The following is a 13050-nucleotide window of genomic DNA, read 5'->3' as shown; positions in this document are numbered from 1 at the left end:
TCCTTCACCAAGTCGCGGAGCGTTTCGCGGCCACGTCCAGGTCCGCCTTGCTGGTCTTCTGCGTCTTCTTTTGGAAGCAATGCAGCACGTAAACCGCCGCGGCGAACTTGGCTACGTAGATGACCCGGAATGCCCCGACCGCGTCCCTGATTCGAATTTCCTGCACGCCCTGACCAACCGTGGGCGCTGTTCTACGAGCGGGCGCCTCGCCACACAGGGTGAACGTCCCGCGGGCGCTGATCCAGACTCGCACCGGCTGCGAGCCGCTCTATCACATCGGCATCCAGGAATTGCGGGACTGGGCCTGTACAGGAGAATCGCTGGTCTCGCTCACGGGATTTAGGAATACGAATTTACTATGATCGACCTTTTATGACGTTTCTTGGCGTTCAATCGTCACAATCAACAAGAAAATATATTGCAAAAAGGCGAAACTTCTGCAATTTGTATGAATACGAATTCACATATTTTGGGTTTAAATATGAGAGCGAAACCAGAACCACTGACGCCCTGCCGGCGTCGGTACGGCTCAAGCGGCTGATATGTCGGCTCTTTTGAAGCAGCGGATTGGATCAGGGCTGACTGTGGCCGCGAAGGCGGCGGGGGTCCGCATCTTCGACTCGCAGGGGCGGGACTATATCGATGGTTCGGGTGGTGCCATGACCGTGTCGATCGGCCATGGGGTGTCCACGGTGCTCGCCGCCATCCAGCGCCAAGCCGAAGCGGTCTGTTTTACCTATCGCACGCAGTTCACAACCGAGCCGGCCGAGCAGCTTGCGTCGGAGCTGACGGCGCTGGCACCCGAGGGGATCAATGCCGCGTTCTTCGTCAACAGCGGTTCGGAAGCCACCGAACTCGCGATGCGTGCCGCGATCCAGTACTGGCGCGAAGTGGGGCAGCCCGGCAAGACGCGCATCCTGGGCCGGCAGATCAGCTACCACGGCATGACAATGGGCGCGCTGTCGATGTCAGGACATCCGGCGCGCCGCAAGGACTATGGCGACTTGCTGCATCCGTTCGCGGTCGGGCCGGTGGCCGACAATTGGGGCCGCACGGCTGGTGAACGGCCGAACGAGCTCGAGAGCTCCGATGCATGGGACAAGGCGATCGCGCAGGCCGGCGCCGACACCGTTGCCGCGCTGATCGTCGAGCCCGTCATCGGTGCCGCCGGGGGCGCACTCGTGCCACCCATTGGCCACCTGCGCATGCTGCGCAACGTCTTCGACCGCAACGGCATCCTGCTGATCACCGATGAGGTGATCACCGGCATCGGGCGCACAGGCACGTGGTTCGCCAGCGAGCACGATGGCGTCGTGCCGGACCTGATCGCCGTCGGCAAAGGCATGACGTCGGGCTACACGCCGATGGGCGCCGTGCTCTTCCACGATCGGATCGTGGAGGCGATGCGACAGGGTTCGGGCATGGCGCCGTTCGGCCACACGTTCAGCGGCAATCCGCTGAGTGCCGCGGCCTCGCTGGCCGTGCTCCGTTACATCCGCGACAACGACGTGCTGGCGAATGTGAAGGCACGCGCGGCGCAACTCCAGGCGGGGCTGCATGACCTGCAGCGCCGGTACACAGCGCTGCAGTGGGTACGCGGCCGCGGCCTGCTCTGGGGCTTTGACTTACGCAAGCCGGACCCGGCCGCCACGGCGAGCACCGGCGCGCTGTTCGCCGCCGACTGCTTCGCCGAAGGCCTCATCGTCTATCCGGCCGGCATCGCCCCGCGCGACCACGCGGCCATCGTGTCGCCGCCGCTCACCATCACGGCCAACGACATGAACGATCTTCTGCGGCGGCTGGAGGCGGGCCTGCGCCGGTTCACGGCGCGCGCTATCCCATCGGACACACGAATGCCGCCGACGGCAGCCACTTCCCACTGAAAAGGCCAGGCCATGACACCTTCCGGTTTCTCACGACGTTCCGTTCTTCAGGCCCTGGCGGCATCGGGCTGCGTGGCGCCCGGCTTCGCCTGGGCGCAGGCCGCCGCCGGCGACCTCAACATCGCCCTGCTGTCGCAGAACAGCGGCAACTTCGCGACGCATGGCGAGGTCGTCTTCAAAGGCGCGACGATCGCGCTGGAGGAGCGCGGGCACACGATCCTGGGTCGCAAGATCAACCTGCTGCGGCGCGATGACGAGGGCAAGCCGGCGATTGGCGTGCGGCGTCTCACCGAGCTGGTGGAGACCAGCCAGGTGAAGTTCTTCATCGGCAACGCGTCCAGCGCCGTCGGGCTCGCCGAGTCGGAAATCGCGGCTCGCGAGAAGATCGTGCAATACGCCGGCGGCGGCTCGGACGAATTCACCGGCGCGCGCTGCAACCCCTATACGTTCCAATGGTCGGCATCGCCCTATACCGCGTCCAGCACCACCCTGGAGTATGTGCGCAAGGCCCATCCCAACGCCAAGCGGGTCTACACGCTCACCGTCGACTACGCCTTCGGGCACTCGCTGCTGAAATACACACGGGAGGCGGCGCCGGAACTGGGGTTCGAGCTGGCCGGCAATGACATGCATCCGTTGGGCGAGCGCCAGTACACCCAGTATTTCAACAAGGCGCTGGCCGTGAAGCCTGACGTGATCCTGCTGCTGACGGCCGGCAGCGACTTCCTCGCCGCCGTGCGCCAGCTCAGCAGCTACGGCCTCAAGAAGGTCATTGTCGCGGCGCCCTGGGCCGCCGAGCTGGATGAGCTGAAGGAGCTCACGCCGCAGATGCGTGCCGGCCTGATCCTGGGCCTCAACTACCACTCCTCGATCAACACGCCGGTGAACAAGGCCTTCGTGGCGGCGGCGGCCAAGCGCTACCAGATGCTGCCGACCTACGCCATGGCCTACGCCTATGATACGTTCCGTACCATCTTCCTCGCCATGGAGAAGGCCAAGAGCGTCGATTCCACGGCTGTCGCCAGGGTGATGGAAGGGATGCAGCTCGATAGCGTCCATGGCCCGACGTCGATCGACGCCAGGACGCACCAGACCAACCGGCCATACTACGTGTGCCTGTGCAAGCAGCCGGATGCGCAGAAGAACGACCAGGACATCGCCGACCTGGTGTTCCAGGGCGACAAGCCTCAACCGGCCGCCCTGAACCAGTGCTCGCGCACGTAGGTCATGGTCGCGCGGCACAAGGCACCCCGCCGGAGAGCTTCACGATGAGATCGTCGACCCATGAAGCTCGTCGCGCCAACGGCCGTGCGATGGCCTTCATCGTTCGACCTGGTGAATGCGAAGCATTTGCCTGTGCTCGACATGAAGGCCACGCAGCGCCGGGAGTCACGACATGAACCTGGTAGCGGCACAGATCGTCAACGGCCTGGCGATCGGGATGCTCTATGCCGTGATGGCGCTGGGGCTTTCCATCATCAAGGGGCTGCTCAACGTGCCCAATTTCGCCCACGGCGCGCTGTTCGCGGTGGGGGCGTATGTCTGCTACACGTTGAGCACCATCGGTGCGCCGTTTGCGGTGGCGCTGATCGGCGCCTTCTCTGGCGCGGCGCTCCTCGGCTTTCTGATCGAGCGGTTCGGGATCGCCAACCTGACCGGCGGCTCATACCTGCTGCAGGTGCTGTTCCTGTTCGGTACGGCGCTGGTCATCGAGCAGATCCTGGTCCTGATCTACGGCACCACCGGCGTCAGCCTGGTGCCGCCCGCCATGTTGGGCGGCGCCATGGATCTCGGGTTCATGTTCCTGCCGCGCTACCTGGTCTTCTGCGCCCTGGTCGGGGCATTCAGCATCGTCGCCGTCTGGCTGCTGATCGAAAAGACCAGGATCGGCTCGAGCATCCGCGCCGGCATCGAGCGGCGCGAGATGGTCCAGTGCCTGGGCATCGACATCGGCACCCTGCTGACGCTGGGGTTCGCGCTGGGCGCCGGTATGGCGGGCCTGGCTGGCGGCATCGCGCTGCCGCTGCTGGGCGCAAACGCCACCTCCGGCAACGACATGATGGCGATCGCGTTCGTGGTGCTGGTGCTGGGCGGTCTGGGCTCGCTCTACGGCGCCGTTGCCGCCGGCATCCTGATCGGCGTGGCGCAGAGCCTCACCACCCTGGTGGCGCCCTCGGCCAGCACGCTCCTCATCTATGTCATCATGACCGTCGTCCTGCTCATCGGCCCCAAGGGGCTGTTCGGGGAACGCTAGTGACAATGAACAAGAACCTGCTCGCCCTCGCAGCGGTCGTCCTGCTTGCCGTCGTCGCGCCGATGGTGATCCCGATCAGCATCGCCAACGAGATCATCGTGATCGCCATCTTTGCGATGGCCACCAACCTGGTGATCGGGGTGGCGGGGCTGTACTCGTTCGGCCAGGCGATGTTTTTCGGCGCCGGGGCCTACCTGACCGGCTACAGCCTCACGGCCGGCGGCCTGTCGCTGGTGCCCAGCATTCTGATCGCGATCGCCGGCGCCGCCGCCCTGGCCGGGATCGTGGGCGCCGTCATCATCCGCCGGAGCGGCTTCTACTTCATGATGCTGACCTTCGCCTTCAACCAGATGGCATTCTATGTCGTGCTGGTGTGGAGCGGCGTCACCGGCGGCGAGGATGGCATGGCCGGGATCAAGCGCGCCCCGGTCGGCGGCCTGGACCTCAACGACCGCAGTGTGTTCTACGCCTTCTGCGCCGTGCTGTTCGTGGCCAGCTACGTCATCCTGCGCCAGATCAAGAAGAGCCCGCTGGGCCTGGTTCTGGAAGCGGCGAAGGAGAATCCCAGACGCATGGCCTCGCTCGGCTATTCTGTCCACGGCGCCCAGTTGGCGGCGTTCATGATCTCCGGCGCCTTCGCTGGATTGGCCGGCTCCCTGTATGTGCTGCTCTATCGCTTTGTGCCCATCGATTCGATCAGTTGGATCATGTCGGGCAACGTCGTCTTCATGGTCGTCATCGGCGGCATGTCCTCAATGGTCGGTCCGATCATGGGGGCGGCGGTGTTCGTGTGGCTTCAGGGACTGTTCAGTCTGCTGTGGGCGCAATGGGCGCTGCTGTTCGGCCTGTTCATCATCTTCGTCGTCTTCACCTTGCGCGGCGGCCTGATCGAGCTGTTCAAGCGGGTGGCGCGCATCCGCCGCGCCGGGGAGGCGCATCATGGCTGAGCCCGTGACGGTGCTCGAGGCGATCGAGCTGACAAAGCGCTTCGGAAAGAACACCGTCGTCGACGGCGTCTCACTGAAGTTCCCGGAAGGCCGACTGCACGCCATCCTCGGACCCAACGGCGCCGGCAAGACGACGCTGTTCAACCTGCTGACCAAGGATTATCCGGTGGATGGCGGGGAGATCCTGCTGCGCGGCGAGCGCGTGACGCGCCTGCGACCGCACCAGATTTCCCGCCGCGGCGTGGGACGGTCGTACCAGATCACCAGTGTGCTGCGGGAGCTCACGTTCTTCGAGAATGTATGGCTGGCGAGCTACCGGGCGGATCACGCTGGCGCCCCCGGGCTGTGGCGCGATTTCCGCGCTCACTGGGCGACGGCAGAGAAGACGCGGCAGGTGCTGGCGGAGCTCGGGCTGGAGCCGTTCACCGACCGCAAGGCCGCCGACGTGTCGTATGGCGACCAGCGTCTGCTGGAGATCGCCGTGACGCTGGCGACCCGACCGGAGATTCTTCTGCTTGACGAGCCGACATCCGGGCTGTCGCAACGCGAGAGCGAACGCGTCAAGCAGCTCATCCTGTCGATCAAGGGCAAGTTCACGATCATCATGATCGAGCACAAGATGAACGTGGTCATGGACATTTCGGACGACGTCACAGTGATGAACCGCGGCAAGGTGATCGCCTCGGGCTCGCCGGCGCAGATCTCGACCGACGCGGCCGTGCGCAGCGCCTATTTCGGACTGTGACCATGCTGACGCTCTCTTCCATCGACGCCTACTACGGCCAGAGCCAGGCCCTGCATGGCGTATCCTTCGACGTTGCGGAAGGTGAGATCCTGGCGCTACTGGGGCGCAACGGTGCCGGCAAGACCACGACCCTGCGCGCGATCATGGGACTGAACCGGGTGGCGCGTGGGGTCGTGCGCTTCGATGGGCGCGTGATCTCGGGCCTGCCGACGCACAAGATCGCGCGGGCGGGGGTGACACTGGTGCCCGAGACCCGCGATGCGTTTTCCCTGCTCAGTGTCGAGGAGAATATCCGGCTCGGCTACCGCACGGGATCGCCCTACACCGTGGAGCGGCTGCTGGAGATGTTCCCGATCATCCGCGAGTTCCGCCTGAAGAAGGGCGGCGAGCTGTCGGGCGGCCAGCAGCAGTTGATGGTGATGGCGCGTGGCCTGGCGATGGGCCCCAAGCTGCTGCTGTTGGACGAGCCCTCGCAGGGCCTGGCGCCGATCATGGTGAACGCCGTCGCCGAGGTGCTGTCCGCGCTCAGGCGCGACCGCCTGACGGTGATCCTGGTGGAGCAGAATCTGCGCATGGCCCTCGACGTCGCCGACCGTGTCGTTATCCTGGAGGACGGCGTGGCGGTCGATGCGCTGTCGCGGGCGGCGGCACTCGCCGATCCGGCGCGGGTCGAGAAGCACCTGGCCGTCCACTGACGCCGTGACGAGATTTTTCGAGAAGACAACCACAGAGGCCCGGAAACACAGAGGCAAGACAGATGAACACGTTCTGCGCGCGTGAGGTGCGCAACCCTCATAGCCCTGCGCCTCTGTGCCTCTGTGGTTGCGGGTCGGCATGCCCGTGTCTGCTGGCTCGATCTACGAGGTTGGGCGCGCGATGAGCACCAAGCACAGGGCGCCGACGCAGCGCGATGTGGCAAGGGCGGCCGGGGTCTCCCAGGCTGCCGTGTCGCGCTGGATATCCGGGCATGGCTATGTGGCCAGCGACGTGCGCGAACGCATCGTCAAGGCCGTGGCCGACCTGAACTATGAGCCGCACCCGCTGGCGCGCGGGCTCAGCAGCGGCACGTCCGATATCATCGCCATCGTGCTGTCGAACATCACCAATCCCTGGTACCCGATCGTGCTCGACCGCATCACCCATGTGCTGCAGGATCTGCGGTTGCAGGTGCTGCTGTTCAACGCCGCGCCGCCCCAGTCGGTCGACGACGTGCTGCCCAGCGTGTTGCGGTACCGGGTCAAGGGGGTGATCATCACCACGGCGGCGCTGTCGTCCAGGGCGGCGCTGATGTGCGCCGACCAGGGCGTGCCCGTGGTGCTGTTCAACCGCAGCACTCGAGCCGGCGGGGTGCACTCGGTGTCGTGCGACAATGCCGATGGCGGGCGGATGGCGGCTGACGTCCTGGTGCGGGCCGGCGCCCGCAGGCTGGGTTTCATCGGCGGGCAGCACGAGGCCTCGACGAGCGCCGATCGGCAGCGTGGCTTCACCGAGCAGCTGGCGGAGTGGGGCATCGAGCTGGTCGCCGCCACCGACCGCGAGTTCACCTACAACTGGGGCTTCGAGGCGACGCTGGAGCTGTTCTCGCGGCATCCGCAGATCGACGGGCTGTTCTGCGCCGATGACGAGATTGCGTCCGGCGCTGTCGATGCCCTGCGCTACAAGCTGAAGAAGTCGATCCCCGACATGGTGAAGGTGATCGGCTTCGACGACCATCCCGTGGCGTCGAACGCCGCCTATCAGCTCACCACCATCCGCCAGCCCGTCGACGAAATGATTGAGAATGCGCTCGACATGCTGCTGAAGGGCGACATGGCCTCGCCGTCACTGCGCCTGCTGAAGGGCGAGCTAATCAAGCGCGCCTCTGTGTAGGGGGCGCACAATGTCGCCCTGAGTGAGGCGAAGGACTTTGCGGTCGTCGTTCAAGGATGGCGGCAACGGTGGTCTCCGGCACCGTCATCCATTGAAACCACCTCCGCAAGATCCCACGCTGCGCTCGGGATGACGGCCTGAATCATCAACCAAGGAGTTCGGCATGTTCGACTATATCCTGCGCGGTGGGCTGGTCTATGACGGTACCGGCGCCGAGCCGCAGGAAGCCGATATCGGCGTCAGGGATCGGATGATCCAGGCGGTCGGCACGCTCGACGGCGCCACAGGCGAGGCGATCGACTGCACCGGCCTCGTCGTCTCCCCGGGCTTCATCGACATCCACACCCACTCCGATGCAACCTTGCTGACGGATCCCGACGGCTTCAGCCTCCTGATGCAGGGCGTCACGACGGAGGTGATCGGCAATTGCGGATTTTCCAGCGCGCCTTGCTGCAACCGCAGCCTGATCGAGCGGTTCATGGTCGGCAAGCAGCCGGACCTGGATTTCACATGGCGCAGCTTCGGCGACTACCTGGATGTGCTGGAGGCGCGGCGTCCGGGCCTGAACGTGGCGGCCTATGTCGGGCACAACAATGTGCGCCTGAACGTCATCGGCACCGACCCGCGTCCGGCCGAAGACCACGAGATCGATGCCATGACCACGCTGGTGCGCGAGTCGCTGGAGCAGGGGGCCATCGGCGTGAGCTCGGGACTGGAGTACAATCCGGGCTTTCATTCCGATCTCCCCGAGCTGGTGGCCGTGGCCAAGGTCGCCGCCGACTTCGATGCGGTGTATGCCAGCCACGTGCGCAATCGCGACTGGAACTACGAGATGGGCGTCGGCGAGGCGCTGTCGACCGCGCGCCTCTCCGGGGCACGCCTGCAATTGTCGCACCTCGTTCCGAAATACGGCGCGCCCACGCATGCGGCCGAGCACATCATGGAGATGATGGACTGGACCCGGCGCACGGACGCCGATGTCGGCTTCGACATCATCCCGCACGAATGGGGTCCGACCTTCGTCTACAGTGTCCTGCCGAAATGGGCCTACGAGGGTGGCGTGCCGAAGATCATCGAGCGGCTCGGCGATCCCGAGCTGCGGCCGATGCTGATGCACAATCCCTGGCCGCAATGGAAGATGGTGGCGGAGAAGCGCTGGCACGACATGGTACTGACCCAGTCGGCTGCCAACCCGTCGCTGGTGGGGCTGGATTTTGCCGAGATCGGTCGCATCCGCGGCAAGGACCCGCACGACGCCACGCTCGACCTGCTGCTGGAGGAGGGTGAGAACATGGCCAACCTGCTATGGGTGGGCCGCATATCGCGCGACGCCGACATCAGGACCATGCTGCGCGAGAAGGACTGCGGCGTCATCTCCGATGCCATCACGCTCAACAACAAAGGACCGCTGGGCGAGCTGAGGTTCACGCCCACGGGCTTCGGCTGGACGGCGCGGTTCCTGGGCCACTATGCTCGCGACGAGAAGCTGCTGTCTCTGGGCGAAGGGATCCGGCGGCTCACGACCTTGCCGGCGCAGCGCATGGGGTTGAAGCGGCGTGGCGCGGTCAAGGTCGGCTATCATGCGGACCTCGTGGTGTTCGACGCCAGGACCATCGCCGACCAGTCGACCCTGCAGGACATGAACGTGACGCCCGCCGGACTGCTGCATGTCTTCGTCAACGGCGAGGCGGCCGTGCGCGAGGGCAAGCGCACGGCGGCGCGGGCGGGGCAGGTGCTGCGCCGCCAGTGAGGCGCGTCGCGATGACGCGGCGGACCGGAGGATCAACGGCCCTCGTGCGTTCAAGCGCTCTTCGGACCACCGGTGCGGTAGCCCACCTTCGAGACGCCGGCCTTCGACCGATTCCTCAGAGGTGAGGTGCCGAGTGGCTGATGCCGTTCGATCGGAATGCGCTCTAGTCTTGGGCCAAGTCTAGTACTCTCTATCCGTGGAAAGTGGGTCGCGATTGTCATCCCGGGCGCCGCGAGGGATGACAGGTGTGTCACCAACCAGTGATTGCGAGTACTAGATTCCGGCCGGTTCCTTGCGCGCCTGTGGGGTGGATGCGGCACGGCGGTCACTGTCGAGGAGCACGCGCAGCGCTTTCGGCCGGGAGCGATAGCGCAGCGGCGGCCGCATGATCGCCACCTCGCCATCCAGGGCGACCGGCAGGCGGCTGGCGCGCGAGCGGATTTCCACCTCGGTCGCGCACTGCGTCGTCAGATCATCCGTCAGGTCCGTGCGTCCGATCACGGCGCACAGGCCCAGCCACAGAAGCGCCAGCCTGTTCTTCGGCTTCACCACGGAGAGCCACAGCTCGCCGCAGTCCAGGCGCGCCCGTCCGCCGAGATCGGGCAGGCTGAGGCTGTACTCGTTGTTGCCGATGAAGACGCATGGCGTCTTGTGCGGCATGCTGCGGCCCTCGACCACGATGGCAAGCCGCCGCCGCGGAAACTTCCAGAGCGTGCGAACGGCGGCCAGCGCCATCGCGCTCCATTTGGCGAGGCCGTGCATGCTGCGCCGACGGTCGCGGTCGAGGACCATGAACGGATAGGCGCCGATGGACGAGTTGTTGATGAACACCCGGCCGTTGACCTCGGCGACATCGATGGCGGTGGCCTGGGTGCGGGCGATGACGGCGACGGCGGCCTCGAGCCCCAGCGGCAGTCCGAGGTCCTTGGCGAAGTGATTGCGGGTGCCGAGCGCCAGCACGCCCATCGGAACATCGGTGCCGACGAGCGCTGATGCCACGGCGCTCAGGCTGCCATCACCGCCGCCAGCCACCACCGCATCGAGCTCCCCGCGCTCGGCACGCCGGCGTGCCTCCTGCGCCGCCTGCGGCAGCGCCGGGCCCGCGATCAGCCGCAGCTCGGCTTCGATATCATGTGCCGCGAACAGCGCCTCGAGCTGCCGCTTCAGGTCGGCTGACGTCGCGGCCGTCCCGGCACCCGGATTGATGATGGCGAGAATGCGCATGGGCGTTCAGGTGCGATCAACATCCCGGCGACGCCAGCGCACCAAGGCCAAGTCCTGCCACGCCAACAATCTCCAACTGCACTACCGACATCGTGTTCTCCAAACGTCACCACCCGGCGGCAGCATGCATGGAATCAAGGCAGCCGCAATTCGGGCAGTGTGCCGCCGATGGATTATGCATTTCACGTGAAGCGATGCGGCCATAGCTCCGGATCGCGCAACTCAATGTCGCTGGCGGAAGCGGGTGGCCTTGGTGCGGTTGCCGCAGGTCGCCATGTCGCACCACCGGCGTGAGTTGTTCTTGCTGACGTCCAGGAACAACCAGCCGCAGCCATGCCCGGGGCATTGCTTGATGCGCTCGGGCGGCGCCGTGGCGAGAAGGTCGACAGCGGACCAAGCAAGGCGGCCGAGCAGGGCGATGCCGGGCGGCGCATGTGTGAAGTCGAACTTGAAACCGCCGTCGGCAGCCGATGCGAGCGCTGCCGCGCCCAATGTCCATTCCGCAAAAGCCTTCAGCATGCGCAGATCGGCCTCCGAAGGGGCCCCACCGTGCGCGATCGCCGCGCCGACCGCGTAGATCGCGCCGCGAAGCTGCCGTGCGTCGCGCAGCAGCTTCCGGGCCGTTGCGGCATCGGCGCTGACGGCCGCGTCCGCCTGTCGTTTCGCCGTTGCGTCGAGGACGCCGGCGTGCGCAGCCCAAGCCACGAGGTTGGCCGGGCTCAGCAAATGCTCGACCGGCGCGGCCGTTTCGCGGCCGGCGGCGGTGTTGGCGAAATCGAGCACCCAGCTGCCGCCGACAAGCGCCAGGCTGCCGGCGCGGGAGTCCAGCAACGGAACCTCCAAGTTGTTGGACGTTATACTAACTACCTAAACGCCGCATAGTGGTTACGACGGTGTCGAGCAAGTCCACGGCGGCCGGATGCGCTGCCCAGAGGAGGAGCAGTCGCATGACGATACCTCATGAGAAACTCCGTCCGACCATCGCATCTGGCGTGGCCGCACGACCGCGTCGAAAGCCGATGCCGATGCCCGCTACCTCTATGAGCACGGCGTCGCGCCGCTGGCGCAAAAGGCGCTGGGCGTGCAGACGTTGCGCGAGGATCGCGCGACCGAAAGCGAGTTCGTGACGATCTCGTACTGGGAAAGAGCGTGGAGGCGATGTCGCGCTTCGCCGGCGACGATCCGCGGCGCATCCATCTGGAGCGCGATGCCGAGTTTCTGATCGAGCTGCCGAGCGAGGTCCAGATTCTCGATATCACGGCGAGCCTGGCCAGGTCGGCGGCGACCCTGTATGACGCGCGACGTATTTATATGACCATATTAGGACTAATTGTCGACCGTTGACAATTAAGGGGGATCATGAATTAATCAGCGAAACATGCGGGAGCGGACGATGGGGAGAACGACCCGGCGCAGCGTGCTGACAGGATGCGCCCTGGCGGGAATGACGAGCCTGGTGGCCCGACCCGCCGTGGCGCAGTTGCCGCGCGGTCCCATCCGCATCCTGGTCGGCACGGCGCCAGGGTCGGGGAGCGATCTTGCCACCCGCATCCTGGCACAGAAGATGGGCGACGTGCTGGGCCTGCCCGTCGTGGTCGACAATCGGACCGGCGGCGGCGGCATCGTCGCGGTCCAGGCGGCGGCGCAGGCACCGAAGGACGGCAGCGTGCTGGTGGTCGGCACGGCGACCACCCTGATCATCCATCCGATCCTGAACCGCAGCGTGACCTTCAACGCCGAGCGCGACTTCGCGGGCGTGAGCGGCCTGATCGAGACTCCGTTCGTCATCCTGACCGGCGAGCGCGAGGATGCGCCACACGACATGACGGACCTGCTCGGCGCGCTCGCCGAGTCGGACGCCAACTACGGCTCACTCGGTGTCGGCACCTTTCAGCACCTGATCGGCGAGTCGCTGCTGGAGAAGACCAGGCACAAGGCGACCCACGTGCCCTATCGCGGTTCCTCGCCGCTGATCACGTCGCTGGTGCAGGGCGATCTCCTGTTCGGCGTCGACTCGATCGCAGGCTCACGGTCAGCGGTGCAGTCCAAGCAGGTGCGCGTGCTGGCGGTGACGTCGGAAAAGCGCGTGCCGTCGATGCCCGACGTGCCAACCCTCAGCGAGGTGCTGGGCGACGCGCTGGTCGTGACCGGCTGGGCCGGCGTGTTCGCACCAGCCGGATCGCCGCCGGCGACGCTCGAGGCGCTTCAGGCCGCCGCCCTGAGGGCGCTGGGGGATTCCGCAACCGTCTCGCGGCTCGCGCCGCTCTCGCTGGATCCGTTGCCGCTGACGGGCGCGGCCTTGATGGCGCGCGTGCGGGCCGAACGGCCGTTCTGGGCGGAGATCATCCGCGCCGCCAATGTGCGCATCGAGGACTGAG

General features: G+C 65.9%; 12 protein-coding genes and 1 pseudogene. 10 read left to right on the top strand and 3 right to left on the bottom strand.

Going from position 1 to position 13050, the window contains the following annotated elements; genetic code table 11:
- Window positions 1-4: 4 nt before the first annotated feature.
- Window positions 5-181, bottom strand: a pseudogene (locus FHP25_RS34615) (type II toxin-antitoxin system RelE/ParE family toxin); the annotation flags it as partial.
- A gap of 361 nt (window positions 182-542) precedes the next feature.
- On the opposite strand from FHP25_RS34615, the gene FHP25_RS34610 reads away from it, so the two are divergent.
- The 8 genes from FHP25_RS34610 (at window position 543) to FHP25_RS34575 (ending at window position 9448) form a co-directional block, all read left to right on the top strand.
- Window positions 543-1883 (top strand): aminotransferase family protein, encoded by a 1341-nt coding sequence (locus FHP25_RS34610; protein WP_147851559.1) that lies wholly within the window; start codon window positions 543-545, stop codon window positions 1881-1883.
- A 12-nt stretch (window positions 1884-1895) separates the two neighbouring features.
- Window positions 1896-3107 (top strand): ABC transporter substrate-binding protein, encoded by a 1212-nt coding sequence (locus FHP25_RS34605; protein WP_147851558.1) that lies wholly within the window; start codon window positions 1896-1898, stop codon window positions 3105-3107.
- 172 nt (window positions 3108-3279) lie between these two features.
- Window positions 3280-4137: a branched-chain amino acid ABC transporter permease gene (locus tag FHP25_RS34600; RefSeq protein ID WP_147851557.1), complete on the top strand. Its 858-nt coding sequence runs from the start codon at window positions 3280-3282 to the stop codon at window positions 4135-4137.
- A 5-nt stretch (window positions 4138-4142) separates the two neighbouring features.
- Window positions 4143-5084, top strand: a complete 942-nt coding sequence (locus FHP25_RS34595) for a branched-chain amino acid ABC transporter permease (RefSeq protein WP_147851556.1) — start codon at window positions 4143-4145, stop codon at window positions 5082-5084.
- Complete coding sequence (locus tag FHP25_RS34590; protein WP_147851580.1) at window positions 5077-5829, top strand: ABC transporter ATP-binding protein; 753 nt, start codon at window positions 5077-5079, stop codon at window positions 5827-5829. The genes FHP25_RS34595 and FHP25_RS34590 overlap by 8 nt, the downstream gene beginning before the upstream one ends.
- Window positions 5830-5831: 2 nt before the next feature.
- Window positions 5832-6524 (top strand): ABC transporter ATP-binding protein, encoded by a 693-nt coding sequence (locus FHP25_RS34585; RefSeq protein WP_147851555.1) that lies wholly within the window; start codon window positions 5832-5834, stop codon window positions 6522-6524.
- Between the two features lie 139 nt (window positions 6525-6663).
- Complete coding sequence (locus FHP25_RS34580) at window positions 6664-7698, top strand: LacI family DNA-binding transcriptional regulator (protein ID WP_218578828.1); 1035 nt, start codon at window positions 6664-6666, stop codon at window positions 7696-7698.
- Window positions 7699-7861: 163 nt separating this feature from the next.
- Window positions 7862-9448 (top strand): N-acyl-D-amino-acid deacylase family protein, encoded by a 1587-nt coding sequence (locus FHP25_RS34575; RefSeq protein WP_147851554.1) that lies wholly within the window; start codon window positions 7862-7864, stop codon window positions 9446-9448.
- 273 nt (window positions 9449-9721) lie between these two features.
- Here the strand turns inward: FHP25_RS34575 and FHP25_RS34570 are convergent, their stop codons facing one another.
- The gene (locus tag FHP25_RS34570) at window positions 9722-10672 is read right to left on the bottom strand and encodes a diacylglycerol/lipid kinase family protein (RefSeq protein ID WP_147851553.1); all 951 of its coding nucleotides are present in this window, start codon (window positions 10670-10672) and stop codon (window positions 9722-9724) included.
- 222 nt (window positions 10673-10894) lie between these two features.
- Window positions 10895-11455, bottom strand: coding sequence for a CGNR zinc finger domain-containing protein (locus tag FHP25_RS34565; protein ID WP_147851552.1), 561 nt, complete (start codon window positions 11453-11455; stop codon window positions 10895-10897).
- A 366-nt stretch (window positions 11456-11821) separates the two neighbouring features.
- On the opposite strand from FHP25_RS34565, the gene FHP25_RS42510 reads away from it, so the two are divergent.
- A complete protein-coding gene (locus tag FHP25_RS42510) occupies window positions 11822-12016 on the top strand; it encodes a hypothetical protein (RefSeq protein WP_218578826.1) in 195 nt (64 codons plus the stop codon).
- A gap of 49 nt (window positions 12017-12065) precedes the next feature.
- Window positions 12066-13049, top strand: coding sequence for a Bug family tripartite tricarboxylate transporter substrate binding protein (locus tag FHP25_RS34555; protein WP_178134009.1), 984 nt, complete (start codon window positions 12066-12068; stop codon window positions 13047-13049).
- Window position 13050 lies beyond the last annotated feature (1 nt).

Source organism: Vineibacter terrae (assembly GCF_008039615.1).
Lineage (GTDB): Bacteria > Pseudomonadota > Alphaproteobacteria > Reyranellales > Reyranellaceae > Vineibacter > Vineibacter terrae.
The sequence above is the reverse complement of the archived record's forward strand: the minus strand, read 5'-3'. Positions and strand labels throughout refer to the sequence as shown.